The following is a 20,466-nucleotide window of genomic DNA, read 5'->3' as shown; positions in this document are numbered from 1 at the left end:
CAGAATAGAGTATTTAAGCAGCGCTGCAAGCCGGTAATAATCCCGGCATGAATAATATCTTCTCTTATCCCGTGCGCCTGCCCGCCGCGCTGCAAAACGACGCAGGGGCGCTTAACTACGCCGCGAAGAGTTTTGCCGCGGCGATGCTCGCTTATTACATCGCGCTGTCGATAGGTCTTGAACGTCCCTCATGGGCCATTATTACGGTTTATATCGTGTCCCAGACGTCGGTAGGCGCATCGCTGAGCAGAAGCCTCTACCGTCTGGCCGGAACCGTGGTGGGTGCCAGCGCGACCGTTCTGATTGTACCTACCTTCGCGAATACGCCGATCCTGTGTAGCGTGGCGCTGACGGGCTGGATCACGTTCTGCCTCTGGCTCTCTCTGCTGGAGCGCACGCCCCGGGCCTATGCCTTTGTGCTGGCCGGCTACACCGCAAGCCTGATTGGTTTTCCATCGGTGGCCGATCCCGGCGGCATTTTTAACATCGCCATCCTCCGCGTACAGGAGATCGCGATAGGGATTTTCTGCGCGGCGCTGATTCACCGCTACGTGCTGCCCGCGCGCGTATCAGGGCTGTTCAACGCTAAATTATCCCAGACGTTGAAGGCGGCGCGCGAACGGGTGGCCGACACCTTAGCGGGCAAGCCCGATGCGGCTTCCGGCCCGCTGCATCTGGCCCTGGCGCTGCAGTTCCTGCAGGGCATAAGCCACCATATTCCGTACGATTTTGCCCTGTCAGCCCCGGTGCGGAAGGCCAGGAAAGCGATTCACGATCGGCTGGCGCGGCTCGTTATCATCAACTGTGAACTACACGACCGCATGCCAGCGATCGGAAACCTGCCCGCCGACGTGCAGAGCTTGCTGGAGGATGTTCAGGCCTGGCTGGCCGGTGAAGGCACTAGCCTCAGCAGCACGGCAGAGGCATTACGGCACCGCTGTGCGCTTCTCATCGATCGGTATACCGCGCAGGCGCAGACGTTTGAAGACGCGCTGCAGGTCAGTTTTATTCGCTACCTCGCGGAGGCTATCGATCTTCTGCAGCAGTGCGAGCGTCTTTCCGGGGCCATCCTCCACGCCAAACCCGTCTTAGGGGAGATGCAAACCCGCGCGGCGAAAGGCTACGTTTTCCACCGCGATCCTCTTACCGCAGCCCGCACGGCGCTGGGTGCTTTCGCCATTATCCTGGGCGGCTGTCTGGTCTGGATCTTCTCTGCGTGGCCGGATGGCGGTACGGCGGTGTCTATTCTGGGGGTCTGCTGCACGCTGTTTGGCAGCTTCGACACTCCGGCACCGCACATTCTGAAATACATCATTGGCTCGTTCTGGGGCGTGGTGATTAGCCTGTTCTACAGCTTTGCGCTGCTGCCGCTGGTGAGCGATTTCCCGGTGCTGGTGGCGGTGCTTGCTCCTGCGTATCTGCTGGCCGGGTCGCTTCAGGCGCGTCCGCCCACCACGTTTATGGCGATGGGGATCACCCTGACGCTGCCCATTCTGTGCGAGCTGGGGGCGCACTACAGCGGAGACTTCGCCGCTGCGGCCAACACCGCCATTGCGCTATTTGCCGCGACCGGCTTTGCCGTCATCAGCATGAGCCTGCTGCAAACCGTGCAGGCGGATGGCGCCATCGCGCGATTGCTCAATCTTTGCCAGCGCGACATTCGCCGCTGCGTGAAAGGCACGCTGCGGGTTGATGAAACGCACTGGATTAACCTGATGATGGACCGAACCGCCCTGTTGCTGCCGCGTCTGCAGCGCAGCGAGCGCGCGCCAGATCAGGCGCTCGATCGGCTGTTACACGCGCTGCGTCTGGGGCTTTCGGTCATGCATTTACGCCGCATTGAGGTGCCGCCCGGCAGGGAGGTTGACGCGCTTTTTCATCGGATAAACGCCGCAGACTACGACGCCTTACGCGAACGCATCGTCACCCTTATCGAGCGCCATCTGCCTGCAGCAGATGAACATACGCGCCAGTTTGTCTTCAGGCTGGTGGATCTGCACTGCGCACTACGGGGGCCTGATCATGGTTAACGATCTCAATATCGGCGGGGTTTTTATCCCGGGGCTGCTCGTCGTCGCTCTTGCTGCGCTGGTCTGCACGCTGGGCCTCGCCGCGCTTTTCTCTCTCAGCAGGGGCTACCGGCGCTTGCCGTTTCGCCCGCTGATGGATGTTTCAACCTGGATTGTCACCTTTTTCCTGCTGATGCAGGGCCTGACCGCGTTGGGGTTATTGTCATGAAATCACTGCTCTCTTTACTGGCTCGCTATGCGCTGACGTTGAGCGCCGTCGCGGCGGCCACGCTTCTGGCGTTTATGATGTGGAAACACTACGCACAAACGCCGTGGACCCGCGACGGGCGAGTGCGGGCGGATGTGGTGCAGATTGCGCCGGACGTCTCCGGGCCCGTTATCAGCGTGGCCGTCAGGGATAACCAGTGGGTGAATCGGGGCGATGTGCTGTACACCATCGATCCGCGCTGGCTCAAGCTGGCGGTGGCCAGCGCGCAGGCTGACGTGGAGTCGAAACGTCATGAGATGCTGATGCGCCAGGATGCGGCCCACCGCCGCACGCTGATTAAAAACGCCATCTCCAGCGAGGATCTGCAGCAAACCGGCAGCGCGGCGAACGTCGCGACGGCCAATTATCACGGTGCTCTGGCCGCGCTGGAACTGGCCGAGCTTAATCTGGCGCACGCCACCGTCCGTGCGCCGGTCTCGGGGTACGTCACGCACCTGCGGCTTCGCCCAGGGGACTATGCAACGGCGGGGGAGACCAGGGTCGCCATCGTCGATGCCCATAGCTTCTGGGTGGTAGGGTACTTTGAGGAGACCAAGCTGCGCCATATTCGCGTTGGGGATGCCGCGCAGGTTGTGCTGATGGGGTATGAGCCTGTCATCACGGGGCACGTGGAGAGCATCGGGCACGGGATTGGGGACAGCAACGATGAGACGGGCGGGCTGGGCCTGCCTGACGTCGAGCCTACCTTTAGCTGGGTGCGGCTTGCACAGCGCGTGCCGGTGCGCATTCATATCGACAGGTTGCCGGAGGGGGTTGAGCTGGTGGCGGGGCTGTCGGCGAGCGTGGCGGTGGGGCGGTAGAGAGGGAAGGTGATAGATGTGAATGTCTTTTTTGTGCCAGAAGCGGACGTTTATATGACCGGGCATTCCCGGTCATCTCCCCCCAGTACAATACGGTTATTTTGACGTCAGAAATTCATATTTTTATGCCCAGGCTTTTGATATTTCAGATGAACTGGTAACAAAAGCATGTTGAGGTAGAATCTTTTCAAGTAAAAACACATTGGTGTCATGATCTGGATCTGCGCAGCAATCACTCACAACGATAATGCGATAATCCAAGTCAAACGCTTGCCCGACTGTAGAAAGCACCACACCACTGGTAGTCACACCGGTAAGGATCAGGTTTTCGATGCCCTGAGCACGCAGGATCATCTCAAGTTCGGTAAACGAGAAAGCTCCGACTCTGCGTTTAACGATGACGACCTCATTTTCTGCCGGAGCGACATCAGGATGAATAGCTGTGCTCTCGTTGTCCGCTATAAAAATTCCATTCTCTTTAATCGTAGAGAAGATAGTGTTGTTTTTGCTGACCTCTGGATACCCCTTGCGGAATCCGACACTGATATAAATGACCGGAACGCCTGCCGTGCGCGCAGCGGTTATCAGTGATGCGGTATTGCGGATAACGTTTCCAGCGCTTTCTTGCGGGAGGAAATTGTTAAGGATGATCGTCTGAAAATCCATAACCAGCAGAGCGCTGTTTTTACTGATGTTACTGAGTTGATTTGACATAAAATTTCCGAAATTTGCAGATGAAGGATAATGAAGTCAGTCAGCGCGTTGCTGACTGGCGATGTATTTTAAAGTTCCAGGCAGCTCCGGCTAACAGGATGCAGCTGGTTGCCAGGAAGACGGCTCGCATACCGATATGCCCGCCGACAAAGCCGCCAATCAGCGGCCCGATGAACTGACCAGCGAACTGCGCTGCGACGGAATAGCCAAGAATGCTGCCCACCATGCCTTCTGGTACGCGGTGACGTATCACTGCTGCAATACAAGGCAATAAGCCGCCGAGCGCCAGTCCCATAAGGAAACGCAGGGCAATCAGTTGCCACCCGGAAGTGACAAATGCCTGGGGGATCAGCAGTAAACCGGCCGCAGTCAGCGCCAGCGTGATAATGCGTAAATGTCCTATCCTGTCCGCCAGTTTTCCAAGCCATGAGGCGGAAATAATGCTGCCCAGCGCCGCTGCTGCCATCACATATCCCGCCACTTTCGTTATCTGAGAAGCGTCACTGACGAGGGTTCGCACATAGACCGTGATAATGGGTTCTATCGACATATTGGCCAGCATCAGCAGCAGACCGGTGCAAAGCATGCAAATAATTACAGTACGGGCAGGCAACTGCGACCAGCTCACTGCCGTTTTTGCCACCGAATTCTCAGGCTTTTGCACCTCTTCGCGAATGAGAGTGAGGGTCATGATAAAGGACAGAAATATCAGCGCACCTGCACAGAAAAACGTGGTTCGAATGCCGAGCAGACCAGGGAGCCACCCGCCGGCAAGTGGACCGATAAGATTGCCCGCCATTACACCGGATGAAACAATCCCTAACGCCCAGGCTGCACGTTCTCTGGGAGCCTGGACTGCGATAAGAATAGTCGCGCCGGATGAGTAGCCACCAGCCAGACCAACTAACAACCTTAGTCCGACAAGTTGCCATATATTGGTCACCAGCCCCATAAGCGAAACAGTCACCGCCATGCCAAGACTGGCTCTCACGAGCATCGACTTGCGTCCATATCTGTCACCGAGTTTCCCCCAGACAGGGGCGATCAACCCGGCAGTGATAAACGTTGCGCTGAATGCTACGCCAGACCATTGCACGACCGCGGCATGCCCGCTAACACCCAGTTCTTCGACATACAAAGGCAGAAACGGCAGCATAAGGGTCATTGCAAAGACAGTTGAGAACGAGCCAATGAAGCAAACAAGCAGGTTTCGCTGCCAGAAGCTGTTATAGAATTGGGTCATAGAAATACTCTTTCTTGGTATACCAAATTGGTATACCATATCGATTGCGCATCTTACTGTCAATTTGCGGGAGAACATTGTCGTTATGAGTCAGGCATCAGAAGTTGAAAACCAATTAAGAAAACTGATACTCAGTATGGAGCTGGGGCCAGGAGAACGACTTACCGAGCGCTGGGCTGAAGCAACGTTTAACGCATCCCGGACGCCTGTGCGAGCCGCATTACAAAAACTGGAGTCAGAAGGTCTGGTCTGTCGTGACGGGCTGCGCTGGTTAGTAGCACCGATCGATGTCGCTGAAGTGGAACAGCTGTGTATTTACCGGGAAGTACTGGAAGTGGCGGCATTAAAACTATCAGCCAGCCAGATGACGGAAGAACAACTCAACGGTCTGGAAAACCTGCTTAAAACGAAGACTGCTGATGTGTCAGAAGAGGTGATGGACGATGCCGGGACACGGTTCCATCTACAGTTGGCCCGTCTTTGTCAGAATGCGTTTATTTTTGAAGGGGTAAGCGATGCCCTGCGCCGGCTTTCACGGGCACGATGGCTCGACAAAGCACCATCGAATCCCGCATGGGAAGATCATCAAGAGATAATAGCTGCGCTTAGGTCGCAGGAGACTGAAAAAGCGGCAGAGTTACTCGCCGTTCATCTCAGCGAAAGCCGCCTTCGCCTACTGGAAGCCATCAATTCAAGTAGACGGAGCTTGAGGGCAAGAGGTATTGCTATCTCCTGATTAAGCGGTGATTTTTTACGACAACATGACAGAGGTCCGCTCCTCGCTCTTAATGGACATTCAACAAACTACTCTGTAGTTTGAGTAAGGCCGAAATCCTGCTTCTTACCTCGCAGAATTCCGGCCTTCAGTGACCCGCCTCAGTGCGCCTGGATATAAGGCTCTTTCACAAACTCCGCCAGCAGCCAGACCATATCATGCAGCAGTCCGGTGAGTTCTTTCGCCACGCTTGCAGGCAATGTCCCGCCCATCACCGCCAGCGTTAACGCCACGGCATAGTCCACCTGCAGCGTCGTCTCCTGCCAGCAGTCGGGCACGCAGGAGGTAATCTTTTCCCCCGCAATCAACTGTTCAACCAGGTACGAAGGAAGTTCGGCATCACAGCGCTCCCGCAGTCGCTTAAGCGCGGTCAGCAATCGCTTACAGAGCGTGGCAAACGTCACCGCGTCGTCAGTTTCCACCAGCACGCTTACATACGCAGTGCAGGCATCGGCCAGTTCGAAGAGATCCGCGGAATCGGAAATTGAATTGTTGATGAGGTGACGAACAGCGCTTTCCGCAGAGAGCGCGTAAGAAAATTCAGGGGCAGTAGCCACTTAGCATCCTCGTTGTGCAAAAAAATGTCATGCTACGCTAACGGGTTCCTACGCCCGGTTACGGATGTGCCGCAACGCAGGCACTTTACGACCGCGAAAAAAGGAAGGAAAGGGATAACCCTGAATTACATAAGGTTGCTTGCAGGTTTGCGAGGCGGCTTCCAGAAGGGCATTGCCGGGTGGCGGCTACGCCTGACCCGGCCTACAAAACCGCCAACCAACCCGCGACACGAACAGTAGGCTCGCGCAGGCGCCGCGCCGCCGGGCACAGTTTGCACCGCGGTTACTTCTCATGCAGACCTTTTCATTTTGAGCAACCCTTCTAATAACGTCTGCGTCGCGCGGGAAGCTTTGCCCGCCTGCGAACAAACCATCCCAAACTCCCGGCACAGCGAAGGCGTTATGGGCGCGACGCACAAACCGCGTAATTCATCCGGCAGGGCGGATTCAGGTATCAGCGAGACGCCCATGCCTTCGCGTACCAGCAGGCAGGCGCTAATCCAGTCGCGGACGGTCACCTGCACGTCAGACAGTTCCAACCCAGCCTGCGCCATCAGACTTATTCCATTGACGGCACAACCGCCTGTGGCGAGTACGAAGGGCTGGTCTGCCAGTTCCTCAAGGGTGATGCCGCGCGCGCGCATAGCGAGCCAGACGGTGGCTGGCTGGCAACACCGCGACCCATGCATCTTGACCCAGGAGCGCATCCGCGCGTCCGGGAGCAGGGTTCATGACCACGCCGAGATCAACCGTATCTGCCGCCAGCCACTCTTCGACCTCCTGGTCCGTGCCTTCCAGTACGACCACCTCTATTTCAGGATGCAGGCGCTTCACGTCCCGCAACAGTCCCGGCAAAAATGTGGACGTTACTGACGGAAAACTGGCGAGACGAATGCGCCCGCCACTCAGCCCGCGGCTCTCATCCGCCAGCGCGCGGATGGCGTCCAGCCGCGCCAGCATGCTTCTTGCCTCTTTGACAACCCGCTCGCCCAGGGCTGTAACACCGACGTGGCGTCGCTCACGCGTAAATACCGCAAATCCTAATGATGCCTCTAACTGAGCGATCGCCTGGCTGGCACCCGACTGCGTCATGCCGACCTCTTCAGCGGCACGTGAAATATTACTGGCATCGGCCACGGCAACCACCAGGCGCCAGTGCAACAAATCCATCATGGTTATCAGTAGCCCAGCTAATAGTTAAGTTATGAATCATTAATTTTACAGCGGTAACCTTTTTAAGCACAGTGAATGCAAACCGAATCTTTATCACTCACAGCTTTAACGGAGAGATTATGAAACTCTATTACGCCCCGGACACCTGCTCACTCTCACCCCATATCGTACTTCGCGAACTGGAAATTGAGTTTGAGCTGGTTAAAGTGGACAACAGGAGCAAGCTTACCGCTGACGGGCGTGACTTCCTGAGCATCAACCCTAAAGGGTATGTCGCCGCGCTTGAACTGGATGACGGAAATATCCTGACCGAGGGGCCAGCGATTTTGCAGTACCTGGCAGACCTCAAGCCGGAGAGGGGTCTGGCACCGCGTGCAGACAGCTGGGAGCGGGTGCGGCTTCAGGAATGGCTGAATTTTATCACCAGCGAAATACACGCGGGATCGGCGCCCCTTTTCAACCGCCTGCTGCCCGAAGAGGTCAAATCCATTTTTCGTGAGAAGCTCTTCAGGCGGTTCAGTTTTCTTGAGGAAACGCTCTCCACACGCGCTTATCTGACGGGATCGTCATTTAGCGTGGCAGATGCCTATTTTTTCACCGTGTTGGGATGGAGTAAGTTCTTCTCCATTGAGCTGAGCCCCTGGCCTGCGCTGCTGGCGTACAGGGATAAAATCACTGCCCGTACAGCGGTGCAGGCCGCATTACGTGCGGAAGCGGCTCAGTAAGACTGTAAAGCGGGTATTTGCCGATCGTGAGTGAATATTTGCCATTTTATCTCCGACGTACTCAGGGTAAAAATGGCGGTGGCAAGCGTGTTCTCTTCATCCGGGTCGTTTGGCGAGAGACGATAAATCGGGAGCGCGGGATCATGCTGGTCCGAGAGAATAGCCAGTGCCGCTTCGCCATCAAGGTGAGATTGCGTCTCCAGCCAGGCGTTTAACCTCTGCTGGCGCGACCGGGAGCTGTCAGTGATCACCTGCTCAACCGCATCAAGCTGAGGGTGGATAAGGTGATTAGCATGGGCGAAAACGTCCCGCAGCGGCGTGACGGAACAGCCTGTTCCCGTCGCCTCCACGCTGAACAGCCGGCCGTCTCCCCGTTGCCCCAGCGTATGATGAAATGCACCGGCGCGTGGCCCGGTGGTCAGTATGGAGATGGCTTCATCTAACGTGGCGGCATTCAGCGCAGCGCGGGCAAGTATCTGGCGCGGCATTCCGTCCGGACGATGCAAGGCGCGTATGTTATTCACCGTATTCACCACGCCCTTTTCGTTTACGGCGAAGGTATGTCCGCAAATCGATCCCGGATAAGCAAAACTGGTGAATGCCAGGCCGTCATCCGGGGTGATGCTGACGATGGCGCAGTCGTTGCGAAGCTGCGGGAAACCGTCTTCATTATGCGCGATAATCAGCTCTCCCTCTGCGGTGCTTCCCGCTACCGTGGTGCAGCCATCAGAGGTTGAGCGCACCAGATCGCCGCGGCAGTTCCAGGCAAACACCTCATCAAACGGTGCTTCCAGACCCTCGGCTAATCCCTCCAGCTCCTGCCAGATCGGGGGATATTGAGACTGGACCCGCGAGCGCATGTTCCGGGTCTGTTCTGCGTCTTTCATGGCGGTAACGGTTTGCCACAACGCCGTTTGCGTCAGTTTTGCATGCCAGGCCTCGCGGCCGAACGCGCCAAGCGCCTGGCCTACTGCAAAAGCGGAACCACGAATGTCGATTTTTTTCATAGTGTTATCATTCACTTCTGTTCAGGATACGTGTTGCAAAAATTCTTTCAGGCGTGGATTGCGACTGCTATTCAGCAGCATATCAGGTGGACCATCTTCGGCAATGGTGCCGCCATCAATAAAAATTAGGCGTGATGCCACATCGCGGGCGAAGCCGATTTCATGGGTCACAATCACCATGGTCATGCCCTCTTCGGCCAGCGAGCGCATGACTTTCAGCACCTCATGCCGTAATTCGGGGTCCAGCGCTGAGGTTGGCTCATCGAACAGCATCATTTTCGGTTTCACTGCCAGGGCTCTGGCAATGGCTACGCGCTGCTGCTGACCGCCTGAGAGCTCTGATGGGTAGTGACCGGCGCGTTCGCGTAAGCCAACGCGGTCCAGCAGCGCCAGCGCCTGTTCCCGCGCGGCGGCTTTGCTCTGTTTGCGTACGCGAACCGGACCAAACATCACATTCTCCAGCGCCGTCAGGTGGGGGAACAGATGGAACTGCTGAAACACCATTCCGGCTTCACGGCGGATATCACATTCGTTAGCGTGAGGATCGGTAATGTGCATTCCCGCTACCAGCAGCGTGCCGGAGGAAATTTCCTCCAGTTTGTTAATGCAGCGCAGCAGCGTCGATTTGCCCGATCCGGAAGGGCCGATGATCACCACGACCTCGCCGGCGTCAATTTTAAAATTGATGTCGTGCAGCACCTGAGTGGCGCCGAAATTTTTCGACACTGCGCTAAATTCAACCATGCTCATAAAATATGGATCCTCTTCTCCAGTTGCTTCAGCAGGAAACTCAGGCACAGCGTCACCAGCAGGTAGATCATTGCCACTGCGGTCCAGACTTCCAGCGCGCGGAAATTACCGGCAATAATTTCTTGCCCCTGACGAGTTAATTCCGCCACACCAATAACAATAAACAGTGAGGTATCTTTAATACTGATAATCCACTGATTACCTAACGCCGGGATCATACGGCGTAATGCCAGCGGCATAATGACATGCCATAGCGTGCTGCGTTGGGATAATCCCATTGCCAGGCTGGCCTCTCTAAATCCTTTATTAATCGAAAGAATCGCCCCTCGGGTGATTTCTGCAATATATGCACCCGAGTTAATCACAATGGTCGTAATGGCCGCCGTTACCGGATCGATATGAATCGGTAATACCATGGGAAGTGCGAAGTAAATAAACATTACCTGCACCATAATAGGCGTTCCGCGGATTAACTCGACAAAGACTAACGAGACTGTCTTTGATATTTTTCCTCCGAGCGCCCGACAGGTTCCCGCCAGCAGGCCAATAACAAAACCACCTAATAAACCTGATAATGAAATAATCAGCGTCAGCTGTAATCCTTGCAACAACAGCGGCAGGGACTCCCAAATATATTTACTGTCGAAATTCATATGTTACCCGTTAAGATGTAACGAGGTCGGATCGCTCCGACCTGGCGGGATTATTTTGGCTGTTTAGCAAACCACTTCACGTAAATCTTGCTGTAAGTGCCGTCCGCACGTAGCGCTTGCAGTGCGGCGTTGATCTTCGGCGTCAGGCTACTATTCTTCTGCATCGCAAAGCCGTAGTGCTGCGGCAGAATACTGTCAGTCTCGCCGGTCGATTTCACTTTGCCATCACCCGCCGTTTTTACGTAATAAAGCACGTTGGGGGAATCATGTACCACGGCATCAAGGTTACCTGCCTGCAAATCAAGATAGGCGTTGTCGATATTCGGGAATTCGACATAGTTCGCCTTATATTTGCTTTTCATAAAGCTGGCCGCCGCCGTTCCCTGCTTTAATCCCACTTTCTTTCCTGCTAAATCGCTGAATTTAGTAATGGTATTATCGCTGCTTTTCACCGCCATTAATAAGTCAGCATCATAATAACCGTCGCTGAAATCGACGACCTGTTTACGCGCGTCGGTTATCGTAATGCCCGCCATGGCGACATCCAGATTACGTGATTGCAAACCCGGAATCAGTCCCCCGAAGTCCATCGGGCGTAATTCGTAGCTGACATCCATTTTTTTTGCGATGGCATCCCACAAATCAATATCAAACCCGACGTATTTATCGCCTTGTTTAAATTCAAAGGGGACAAACGCGGTATCAACGCCAACCGTTAATTTATCCTGCGCTTGTGCCACAAAACTGGCGGAGCAAGCGACCAGTGCTAACGTAACTTTTAATTTAGTTAATAATCCAGACATGATAACCCTCGGCGTCAGTGAAGTAGCGTGCATGAATGTCACCCGGCGAAATACATCGGCGGGGTGGGAAAATAAAAAGTTGATATGCAGGGCGCACTTTCATGCGCCAAATTTAAAACGAAAGCTTATGCGGGAATAATATCATCCCGGGTGTCGGGTACCGGCGTCTGTGCGCCGTTCATTACCATTGAGAGAAAACTGTAATAACCATTGATGCCGATAAGATCCACCACGCCTTTCTCGCCCCACAGTGCGATAGCGTGCTGCCAGGTGGCATCGCTGACCTTCTGCTGCTCCTGTAACTCCTTGCAAAAGCGATAGACCGCCCATTCATCCGGCTGCAGATCCTCAGGAAGACGCTTTTCATTAATCGCCTGCACCGCCGCGGCAGAAATACCCTTCTCGCGCGCTATCGGCGCATGAATCGCCCACTCAACAGGCTGCGACCAGTGCCGCGCGGTCATCAAAATTGCCAGTTCCGAAAGGCGCTGTCCCAGCGCGCTGCGATAACGCAGATATTCCCCCATGCGCTGCGCATGCGCCATGAGCTCTGGACTGCGCAGCAGCGGCTCAAAAGGCGGCAGCAGAGCACCGCGGGGCCCGTTGATTATCTCTTCGGCCAACGCGCGCTGCTGGTCGTCCCACTCATGCTCCGCCAGCGGCGGTAAACGATTGATCATAATTTGCTGGTCTCTTCGCCAATAACGGTGTTCAGCGTGTCTACCACAAAGTCGAGCTGGGCAGGCGAGACAATAAACGGGGGGGCGATCAGGATATGGTCGCCATACTGCCCGTCAATGGTTCCACCCATTGGATAGACCATCAGCCCACGTGACATACAGTTTGCTTTGATTGCCGCATGCAGCTTCAGGGCTGGATCGAAGGGGGTTTTGCTGTCTTTATCGCGTACCAGCTCAACGCCCGCAAACAAGCCGCGCCCGCGCGTATCACCGACGTGCGGTAATTCCCCCAGCACTTCACGCAATGCGCAGTGCAGGTAAGCCCCCTGTTGCCTGACCGCCTGCAGCAAATTATCGCGCGCAATCACCTGCTGCACGGCCAGGGCTGCGGACGCGGCGGTCGCGTGGCAAATATAGGTGTGCCCGTGCTGGAACAGACCGCTACCGGCCTGCAGCGCTGAGACAATCTTCTCGCTCGCTAATACTGCGCCAATCGGCTGATAGCCGCCCCCCAGCCCCTTCGCGATGGTTACCAAATCCGGCACCACATCATCCTGTTCAAACGCATGCAATGTGCCGGTGCGTCCCATGCCGCACATGACTTCATCCGCGATGTAGAGGATGCCGTATTTATCACACAGGTTGCGTACACCTTTAAGATAGCCCGGGGTAGGCGGGGTGGCGCCGGTGGTGGCTCCCACCACGGTTTCTGCACAGAAACCAATAATAGTGTCGGGACCGGCCTCAATAATGGCTTGCTCCAGCTCGTTGAGCAGACGCGTGGTGTATTGCTGCTGGGTTTCGTCATCGCGGCGGTCGCGATATTCATTGCAGGCCGAAACGCGGATCACATCGATCAGCAAGGGAGCAAACTGGCGGCGGCGCCATTCGTTGCCTCCCACCGCGAGCGCCCCAAGGGTATTGCCATGATAGCTCTGCTTACGGGCGATAAATTTGGTGCGCGACGGCTGGCCGATCTCAACAAAATACTGGCGCGCCAGCTTGAGCGCGGTTTCGACCGCTTCCGAACCGCCCGAAACGAAATAGGCATAGTTAAGGTCGCCAGGTGCCGTGCGCGTCAAATGCTCAGCAAGCTGCTCAACGGTGTCGCTGGTAAAAAAACCGGTATGGGCATAGGCCAGCCGATCGATCTGGCGATGCATCGCAGCCAGCACGTCAGGATGCGCGTGGCCTAAACAGGAAACGGCGGCGCCACCGCAGGCATCCAGATACTGTTTTCCCTGTGCATCAAAAATGTACGCCCCCTGGGCGCGTACCGCCACGGCGGGCGTACTGCGTAGACTGCGGTGAATGATATGGGTCATGCTGGTCCTGCTCCTGAATGCGCTGTGCTAATGAAGCGCATCATGCAGGATTCATTTGTATCACGTCAATTTCATTTTGATTCAAATGTATTCAGTTTTCTTATGCCGGATGCAAATGAATTATTTTTCAGGGTTTCCCGGGCACCACGTAGGCACCAGAGTTAATAAGGTAGCGTTCAGCATTTTCGATTTTATTCACTGCATCCCGACCATGGCGCGCGACCAGCATCGCCAGTAAACACTCGGCCAGGCCCATGCCGGACACCACGGAGGGAAAAAATGACGGGCTGTCTATGGAGAACAGCAGCGTGCAATCGGCAGCCTGGGCTAATGGCGAGACGGGAGAATCCGTGATGGCGACGATCGTCGCACCTGCCTGCTGGGCCGCGCGCAGGACATCGAGCGACTCACGCGAATAGGGGGCAAAACTGGTGAGTAACAGGCAATCTTGTGATGTTAATTCTCGAGTGAACACCTCGATATTGCTCGCCAGACCATCAATTAACGACACCTGCCGATTGAACAGTCGATAGACATAAAACAGCGACCAGGCGATAGGAAAGCTGGCCCGGAAGCCGCAAATATAGACATTCTCAGCGGCGTCCAGCAGCAATACGGCCTGCTCCATGGCCTGATGGTTTTCATGCTGCGTAAAAGCCAAATTTGCCTGATGCGCCTGAAACACCTCTTCATACAGCTGCGGCTGAGTGCCTTTAGCGATCAGCTTCTCGGCTTTGGATACATATGTATCATTACGCAGCCCGAGTTCATCGATGAATGCGTCCTTGAGTTCACCCCAGCCGTTGTAGCCTAATCGTTGCGCTAACCGCAGCAGCGTGGCGGGTTTTACACCGGCTTCACTGGCGAAGGCACGCATCGATAGCACGACCAGTTGATTGGTATTCTGTAGCGAGAACTCGGCAGCACGCTGCAATTCTGCAGACAATTCACTGAATGTACTGATAATATTTTCCCTTGGATTCATAGCAAATAGTCCCGCTTTTGAAGGTTAGCGCTGCTGTCATCAACTTACGTTCGATCTTCACAAAACGAACATGGTCGCGTTGTCCCGAGAACGGATGATGAAAACACAGAGTCGATAAGTCAACGGGGAGCTGAACAGGGGGTTATCAGATGCGCGAAACCAATCTGATGTTCATTATGATAAAGGCCAACGTTAAGACTGTTTTCTATGCAGCATAGCGTTGCTCCTCGCTCATTCCAGCCCTTCAATATTCGACTTAACCGCTTTCAGCATCCTTCTTCGGATCCAGCCGCTCCCGGCCCGTATTGCCAGCCAGTAGGCTGCCATTTTTAGGTGAGTACGTTTGTCCGGACAATAGACGAAGGTCTCCGTACAGAGTTCATGTTGACCTGGCGTCAGTTCCGTTACCCGATAGCGTAGCAACAGCTTTGCGCTGCCCGGCGCGGCTGGCGACTGAAAAGCAATGGCATCCGGTGCGTTTTCCAGACCGAAACTGGTCCGCCAGAATTGTCCTTTTAAGCCGTAGCAGAGTTCAGATGCAGAGTTTTTCAAAAGGGTAAAACTGTGCAGGCCAAAGTCGCTGATTGAGCCAGCCTGCTGATTGCGAAGAAGTTTTTGCGGTAATTGCCGTAAAGCCATCAGCCGACGAATCACGGCATCTTGCCGGACGTCAAAGTTTGCAATCAACGGCAGAATATTTTCAGGATGCGCAGTATGAATGACCGTTCGGTGTTTTTCATGAAACTGGAACTGGCGGAGAAAAGCGGGAACATCCTGCCACTGAGCAAGCGCTTTGCGGGTAACGAATCCGGGGTTCAGCATTGTTCTTCCTTGTCATCCTTTGAGCACAGCCAGAGTAACAGAGGATTTGCGGCAGACAATTACCAGGAAAACGTAGTACCGAAGCGTGTATCAACAAGACCTATACCGTTCTAAGATCACGCGATTGACGACAGAGGCTGGCATTGCCGGGTGGCGGCTGCGCCTTACCCGGCCTACAAGCCCGCCAACCCGCGACACGAACCGTAGGCCCGTGCAAGCGCAGCGCCGCCGTCACCCCTCGCTCAGCATCGTCAAAAACCGCTTAACCGTCCGCGAGCGCTCAAAGCGCCGCCAGCAGAGCGCGATGTCGGTATAAAGCTCCGGTGAGCTCAGCGTGTGATAGGTGACATTCGGCGGAGAAATGGCCGCCATGGATTTCGGCACCAGCGCGAACCCGCCGCCTGCGGAAACCATGCTCAGCGACGATGAAAGCTGCGACGACTGCAGCGCGTGCTGCACGTCAATCCCGGCCCGCTCGCAGCAGCCGTGAACCCGGTCATACAGGCCCGGCGCGACCTCCTGCGGGAACAGCACCACCGGCGTCTCCCGAAGCTGCTCTAACGCCAGCGAATCGCACGCCGCCAGCGGATGATCGCGATGCAGCGCCACCACCATCGGCTCCCGGTCGAGGATTTTTAACTCGAACGCCTTGCTGCTCTCGCACGGCAGGCGCACGAAGGCGATATCCAGTTCACCCTCCGCCAGCATGGTCGTCAGCGACGACATATTGGCTTCCACCTGGTGAACCTGCACCGCCATGTTCTGCACCTGAAACTGGCGAATCAGGGTAAAGATTTTGGGATGAAAAGCGTCGGAACTGGTGATGCCAATCGACAGGTTGCCGTTCAGCCCGCGCGCGATGCCGCGGGCTTTCTCCAGCGCGGCGTCGCTCAGCGCCAGGATCTTGCAGGCGTCCTCGTAGAAGGCTTCTCCCGCTTCGGTCAGCTCCACGCCCCGCGTCAGGCGCCTGAACAGCGGCGTGCCCACTTCCTCTTCGAGCCGTTTGATCTGCTGACTCAGAGGAGGCTGTGAAATACCCAGCGCTTCGGCCGCCCTGGTGAAGTGTCGCTCGCGTGCAACCGCGACAAAATACCGCAGATAACGAAGTTCCATATCTAAAACGTCTCAAACCAGCATGGTTTCTATATTGGAACTCTCTGCTGAATCGGGTCAACATTTATTTAACCTTTCTAAATTAAGTTGAAGAGGACGAGCAAGATGGTGCATTCATCTGCCTGCGACTGCGAAGCCAGTCTGTGCGAGACCCTGCGCGGGTTCTCCGCCCAGCATCCTGACAGCGTGATCTATCAGACATCGCTAATGAGCGCCCTGCTAAGCGGCGTGTATGAAGGAGAGACCACCATCGCCGATCTGCTGGCACACGGTGATTTTGGTCTGGGCACCTTCAACGAGCTGGACGGCGAAATGATCGCCTTCAGCAGCCAGGTGTACCAGCTGCGCGCCGACGGCAGCGCCCGGGCCGCGAAGCCAGAGCAGAAAACGCCGTTTGCGGTGATGACCTGGTTCCAGCCGCAGTACCGTATCACCTTCAATGCGCCGGTCAGCCGTCAGCAGATCCACGACGCAATCGACCAGCAGATCCCCTCCGATAACCTGTTCTGCGCGCTGCGCATCGACGGCAACTTCCGCCACGCCCACACCCGCACCGTACCGCGCCAGAAGCCGCCGTACCGCGCGATGACCGACGTGCTGGACGACCAGCCGGTGTTCCGCTTTAACCAGCGTGAAGGGGTGCTGGTCGGGTTCCGCACGCCGCAGCATATGCAGGGCATCAACGTGGCGGGCTACCACGAACATTTCATTACCGACGACCGTCAGGGCGGGGGGCATCTGCTCGACTACCAGCTGGAGAGCGGCGTGCTCACCTTCGGTGAAATTCACAAGCTGATGATCGATCTGCCCGCCGACAGCGCCTTTTTACAGGCCAACCTTCACCCCAGCAATCTGGATGCGGCGATCCGTGCCGTCGAAAACTAACAGGAGAACTACCGTGAACAGTGAGAAACAGTCACGTCAGTGGGCGCACGGCGCCGATTTGGTTGTCGGCCAGCTGGAAGCGCAGGGCGTGAAGCAGGTGTTCGGGATCCCGGGGGCGAAAATCGACAAAGTCTTTGACTCCCTGCTGGACTCCTCCATCGAGATCATTCCCGTCCGTCACGAAGCCAACGCGGCGTTTATGGCGGCGGCGGTAGGGCGTCTGACCGGCAAGGCCGGGGTAGCGCTGGTGACCTCCGGGCCCGGCTGTTCCAACCTGATCACCGGCATTGCCACCGCCAACAGCGAAGGCGACCCGGTGGTGGCGCTGGGCGGGGCGGTGAAGCGGGCGGATAAAGCGAAGCTGGTGCACCAGAGCATGGACACCGTCGCCATGTTCAGCCCGGTCACCAAATACGCCGTGGAGGTGAGCGCGCCGGACGCGATTGCTGAGGTGGTTTCCAACGCGTTTCGCGCCGCCGAGCACGGCAGGCCGGGGGGCGCGTTCGTCAGCCTGCCGCAGGATATTGTCGACCAGCCCGCCACGGGGGCGATTTTACCCGCCAGCGGTCCCGCGCTGATGGGGCCGGCGCCAGAATCCGCCATCAACGACGTAGCGAAGCTTATCGAAAAGGCCAAAAACCCGGTCATCCTGCTGGGGCTGATGGCGAGCCAGCCAGCCAACAGCGCCGCGCTGCGCAAGCTGCTGGAGAAAAGCCGTATTCCGGTCACCAGCACCTATCAGGCCGCCGGGGCGGTGAACCAGGAGCACTTCACCCGCTTCGCCGGGCGCGTCGGTCTGTTCAATAACCAGGCGGGCGACCGGCTGCTCCATCTGGCGGATCTGATTATCTGCATCGGCTACAGCCCGGTGGAATACGAGCCTTCCATGTGGAACAGCGGTGACGCCACGCTGGTGCACATCGACGTGCTGCCTGCCTATGAAGAACGAAACTACGTGCCGGATCTGGAGCTGGTGGGGGATATCGCCGAAACGCTGAATCAGCTCGCTAACCGTATCGACCATAAGCTTGAGCTAAGCCAGCGGGCCTCCGAAATTCTGGTCGACCGCCAGCATCAGCGCGATCTGCTCGATCGTCGCGGCGCCTCGCTCAACCAGTTTGCCCTGCATCCGCTGCGCATCGTGCGGGCCATGCAGGACATCGTGAATAACGACGTGACGCTGACCGTCGACATGGGCAGCTTCCACATCTGGATCGCCCGCTACCTCTACAGCTTCCGGGCGCGTCAGGTGATGATCTCCAACGGTCAGCAGACCATGGGCGTCGCGCTGCCGTGGGCCATTGGCGCGTGGCTGGTCAACCCGAGCCGCAAGGTGGTTTCGGTCTCCGGTGACGGCGGCTTCCTGCAGTCAAGCATGGAGCTGGAAACCGCGGTGCGCCTCAACGCTAACGTGTTGCACATCATCTGGGTGGATAACGGCTACAACATGGTTGCCATTCAGGAAGAGAAAAAATACCAGCGTCTTTCCGGCGTCGAGTTCGGCCCGGTCGATTTCAAAGTCTATGCCGACGCCTTTGGCGCGAAAGGCTTTGCCGTGGAGAGCGCCGACGCGCTCGAACCCACGCTGCGTGCGGCGATGGATGTGGATGGCCCGGCCGTGGTGGCCATTCCCGTCGACTACAGCGATAACCCGCTGCTGATGGGCCAGCTCCATCTCAGCCAGATTTTGTGAATCAACATAAGGACAGAGAAATGCAAAAAGTTGCTCTCGTAACAGGCTCAGGCCAGGGGATTGGTAAAGCGATCGCGCTTCGCCTGGTGAAGGATGGATTTGCCGTCGCCATCGCCGACTATAACGTTGAGACGGCAAGAGCCGTCGCCGATGAAATCATCCGTAACGGCGGTAACGCCGTCGCCGTGAAGGTGGACGTCTCTGACCGCGAGCAGGTATTTGCGGCGGTGGAGAAAGCCCGCACCGCGCTGGGCGGATTCAACGTGATCGTCAATAACGCCGGGATTGCGCCGTCTACCCCAATCGAATCCATCACGCCGGAGATTGTCGACAAGGTTTACAACATCAACGTGAAAGGGGTGATCTGGGGGATCCAGGCCGCGATTGACGCGTTCCGCAAAGAGGGGCACGGCGGCAAAATCATCAACGCCTGCTCCCAGGCGGGCCATACCGGTAACCCGGAGCTGGCTGTCTACAGTTCCAGTAAATTCGCGGTGCGCGGCTTAACTCAGACCGCCGCACGGGATCTTGCTCCGCTGGGGATCACCGTTAACGCCTACTGCCCGGGCATCGTTAAAACGCCGATGTGGGCAGAGATCGACCGTCAGGTCTCCGAGGCGGCGGGTAAACCGCTCGGCTACGGTACCGAAACCTTTGCCAAACGCATCACGCTTGGCCGTCTGTCCGAACCGGAAGATGTCGCCGCCTGCGTTTCATACCTGGCGGGACCGGATTCCGACTATATGACCGGCCAGTCTCTGCTCATCGATGGTGGGATGGTGTTCAACTAAATTCTAATAAGCTCTGACATGAGTTTTCCCCTGCACCCGTGCAGGGGCTTTTTTTTGTCTCCTCCGCCATTGTGCATTACACTGCGCGCTGCAAAACTTTAGTCATTACGATCTGACAGGCGGTAACAGCGATGAACGGTACAATCACAACGTGGTTTAAAGATAAAGGCTTTGGATTTATCAAAGATGAAAACGGCGACAACCGCTATTTTCATGTGATTAAGGTCGCGAACCCCGATCTGATTAAGAAAGATGCCGCGGTGACCTTCGAGCCAACCACCAACAACAAAGGCCTTTCCGCCTACGCGGTGAAGGTGATCCCGGAAAGCAAACATCTCTTTATTGCGGGCGAGCGCGTGAAGCTCACCTCCATCAAATCCTTCGTGGTGTTTAACGAAGAAGAACCGGTTGATACCAAAATCGACAAAGAGAACGCGGTGCTTTCGGTGGGACTGCTGATGAACAGCATCAAGCCGAAATCCGAGAAAAAGCCGGGCGAAATGCGTACGGTGAAGAAGCTGGCGATCACCACCTTCCAGAACACGACGCTGATCTTCACAGAAGATGAGATCGACATTGATGCCACGGTGAAGCTGCTGAAGTGATTTTTTTGCCGGGTGGCGGCGATGCCTTACCCGGCCTACGAAAAACCATCAACGCGGCACGAAACGTAG

General features: G+C 56.3%; 20 protein-coding genes and 2 pseudogenes. 9 read left to right on the top strand and 13 right to left on the bottom strand.

Annotation, left to right across the window (positions count from 1 at the left end; genetic code table 11):
- Nucleotides 1-47 precede the first annotated feature (47 nt).
- Genes RVY89_RS13320 through RVY89_RS13310 form a run of 3 tightly spaced genes read left to right on the top strand, consistent with a single transcriptional unit; the run spans nt 48 to nt 3,098 of the window.
- On the top strand, nt 48-2,030 hold the full coding sequence (locus RVY89_RS13320; protein ID WP_484825580.1) for an FUSC family protein: 1,983 nt from the start codon (nt 48-50) through the stop codon (nt 2,028-2,030).
- On the top strand, nt 2,023-2,238 hold the full coding sequence (locus tag RVY89_RS13315) for a DUF1656 domain-containing protein (RefSeq protein WP_484825579.1): 216 nt from the start codon (nt 2,023-2,025) through the stop codon (nt 2,236-2,238). The genes RVY89_RS13320 and RVY89_RS13315 overlap by 8 nt, the downstream gene beginning before the upstream one ends.
- Nucleotides 2,235-3,098: an efflux RND transporter periplasmic adaptor subunit gene (locus RVY89_RS13310; RefSeq protein WP_484825578.1), complete on the top strand. Its 864-nt coding sequence runs from the start codon at nt 2,235-2,237 to the stop codon at nt 3,096-3,098. The genes RVY89_RS13315 and RVY89_RS13310 overlap by 4 nt, the downstream gene beginning before the upstream one ends.
- Nucleotides 3,099-3,205: 107 nt before the next feature.
- On the opposite strand, the pseudogene RVY89_RS13305 reads toward RVY89_RS13310, so the two are convergent.
- Nucleotides 3,206-3,812, bottom strand: a pseudogene (locus RVY89_RS13305) (cysteine hydrolase family protein).
- A 40-nt stretch (nt 3,813-3,852) separates the two neighbouring features.
- On the bottom strand, nt 3,853-5,055 hold the full coding sequence (locus RVY89_RS13300; protein WP_484825577.1) for an MFS transporter: 1,203 nt from the start codon (nt 5,053-5,055) through the stop codon (nt 3,853-3,855).
- A gap of 85 nt (nt 5,056-5,140) precedes the next feature.
- Here RVY89_RS13300 and RVY89_RS13295 point away from each other — a divergent pair, with 85 nt between their 5' ends.
- Nucleotides 5,141-5,791: a GntR family transcriptional regulator gene (locus RVY89_RS13295; RefSeq protein ID WP_484825576.1), complete on the top strand. Its 651-nt coding sequence runs from the start codon at nt 5,141-5,143 to the stop codon at nt 5,789-5,791.
- 140 nt (nt 5,792-5,931) lie between these two features.
- Here RVY89_RS13295 and RVY89_RS13290 read toward each other — a convergent pair whose 3' ends face one another.
- Both RVY89_RS13290 and RVY89_RS13285 read right to left on the bottom strand, forming a co-directional pair.
- Nucleotides 5,932-6,387: a hypothetical protein gene (locus tag RVY89_RS13290; protein ID WP_484825575.1), complete on the bottom strand. Its 456-nt coding sequence runs from the start codon at nt 6,385-6,387 to the stop codon at nt 5,932-5,934.
- 290 nt (nt 6,388-6,677) lie between these two features.
- Nucleotides 6,678-7,560 (bottom strand): annotated as a pseudogene (locus RVY89_RS13285) (LysR family transcriptional regulator).
- Between the two features lie 119 nt (nt 7,561-7,679).
- On the opposite strand from RVY89_RS13285, the gene gstA reads away from it, so the two are divergent.
- On the top strand, nt 7,680-8,285 hold the full coding sequence (gstA, locus tag RVY89_RS13280) for a glutathione transferase GstA (protein WP_484825574.1): 606 nt from the start codon (nt 7,680-7,682) through the stop codon (nt 8,283-8,285).
- Here the strand turns inward: gstA and RVY89_RS13275 are convergent.
- The 9 genes from RVY89_RS13275 to RVY89_RS13235 form a co-directional block, all read right to left on the bottom strand.
- The gene (locus RVY89_RS13275) at nt 8,279-9,292 is read right to left on the bottom strand and encodes a C45 family autoproteolytic acyltransferase/hydrolase (RefSeq protein ID WP_484825573.1); all 1,014 of its coding nucleotides are present in this window, start codon (nt 9,290-9,292) and stop codon (nt 8,279-8,281) included. The two genes, gstA and RVY89_RS13275, sit on opposite strands and share 7 nt — an antisense overlap.
- 21 nt (nt 9,293-9,313) lie before the next feature.
- On the bottom strand, nt 9,314-10,036 hold the full coding sequence (glnQ, locus tag RVY89_RS13270) for a glutamine ABC transporter ATP-binding protein GlnQ (RefSeq protein WP_484827939.1): 723 nt from the start codon (nt 10,034-10,036) through the stop codon (nt 9,314-9,316).
- Nucleotides 10,037-10,038: 2 nt separating this feature from the next.
- The gene (gene glnP, locus RVY89_RS13265; RefSeq protein ID WP_024906945.1) at nt 10,039-10,695 is read right to left on the bottom strand and encodes a glutamine ABC transporter permease GlnP; all 657 of its coding nucleotides are present in this window, start codon (nt 10,693-10,695) and stop codon (nt 10,039-10,041) included.
- A 50-nt stretch (nt 10,696-10,745) separates the two neighbouring features.
- Nucleotides 10,746-11,498: a glutamine ABC transporter substrate-binding protein GlnH gene (gene glnH / locus RVY89_RS13260; protein WP_371898850.1), complete on the bottom strand. Its 753-nt coding sequence runs from the start codon at nt 11,496-11,498 to the stop codon at nt 10,746-10,748.
- Nucleotides 11,499-11,623: 125 nt separating this feature from the next.
- The gene (locus tag RVY89_RS13255) at nt 11,624-12,178 is read right to left on the bottom strand and encodes a carboxymuconolactone decarboxylase family protein (protein WP_484825572.1); all 555 of its coding nucleotides are present in this window, start codon (nt 12,176-12,178) and stop codon (nt 11,624-11,626) included.
- Nucleotides 12,175-13,503, bottom strand: coding sequence for an aspartate aminotransferase family protein (locus tag RVY89_RS13250; RefSeq protein ID WP_484825571.1), 1,329 nt, complete (start codon nt 13,501-13,503; stop codon nt 12,175-12,177). The genes RVY89_RS13255 and RVY89_RS13250 overlap by 4 nt, the downstream gene beginning before the upstream one ends.
- A 127-nt stretch (nt 13,504-13,630) precedes the next feature.
- The gene (locus tag RVY89_RS13245) at nt 13,631-14,488 is read right to left on the bottom strand and encodes a MurR/RpiR family transcriptional regulator (protein WP_484825570.1); all 858 of its coding nucleotides are present in this window, start codon (nt 14,486-14,488) and stop codon (nt 13,631-13,633) included.
- Nucleotides 14,489-14,719: 231 nt separating this feature from the next.
- Nucleotides 14,720-15,310, bottom strand: a complete 591-nt coding sequence (locus tag RVY89_RS13240; protein WP_484825569.1) for a hypothetical protein — start codon at nt 15,308-15,310, stop codon at nt 14,720-14,722.
- 231 nt (nt 15,311-15,541) lie between these two features.
- A complete protein-coding gene (locus RVY89_RS13235; protein ID WP_032649661.1) occupies nt 15,542-16,423 on the bottom strand; it encodes a LysR family transcriptional regulator in 882 nt (293 codons plus the stop codon).
- A 105-nt stretch (nt 16,424-16,528) separates the two neighbouring features.
- Between RVY89_RS13235 and budA the strand changes: the two genes are divergently transcribed.
- From budA to RVY89_RS13215, 4 genes are all read left to right on the top strand, one after another.
- Nucleotides 16,529-17,308 (top strand): acetolactate decarboxylase, encoded by a 780-nt coding sequence (gene budA / locus RVY89_RS13230; protein WP_086374961.1) that lies wholly within the window; start codon nt 16,529-16,531, stop codon nt 17,306-17,308.
- Nucleotides 17,309-17,321: 13 nt separating this feature from the next.
- On the top strand, nt 17,322-19,001 hold the full coding sequence (gene alsS / locus RVY89_RS13225; RefSeq protein WP_024906953.1) for an acetolactate synthase AlsS: 1,680 nt from the start codon (nt 17,322-17,324) through the stop codon (nt 18,999-19,001).
- Nucleotides 19,002-19,021: 20 nt separating this feature from the next.
- On the top strand, nt 19,022-19,792 hold the full coding sequence (locus RVY89_RS13220) for a (S)-acetoin forming diacetyl reductase (protein ID WP_045402003.1): 771 nt from the start codon (nt 19,022-19,024) through the stop codon (nt 19,790-19,792).
- A gap of 131 nt (nt 19,793-19,923) precedes the next feature.
- Nucleotides 19,924-20,397 carry a cold-shock protein gene (locus tag RVY89_RS13215; RefSeq protein WP_047650520.1) on the top strand — a complete coding sequence of 158 codons (474 nt, stop codon included), beginning with the start codon at nt 19,924-19,926 and terminating at the stop codon, nt 20,395-20,397.
- Nucleotides 20,398-20,466: the final 69 nt, after the last annotated feature.

The organism is Enterobacter sp. 3U4 (assembly GCF_057224565.1).
The sequence above is the reverse complement of the archived record's forward strand: the minus strand, read 5'-3'. Positions and strand labels throughout refer to the sequence as shown.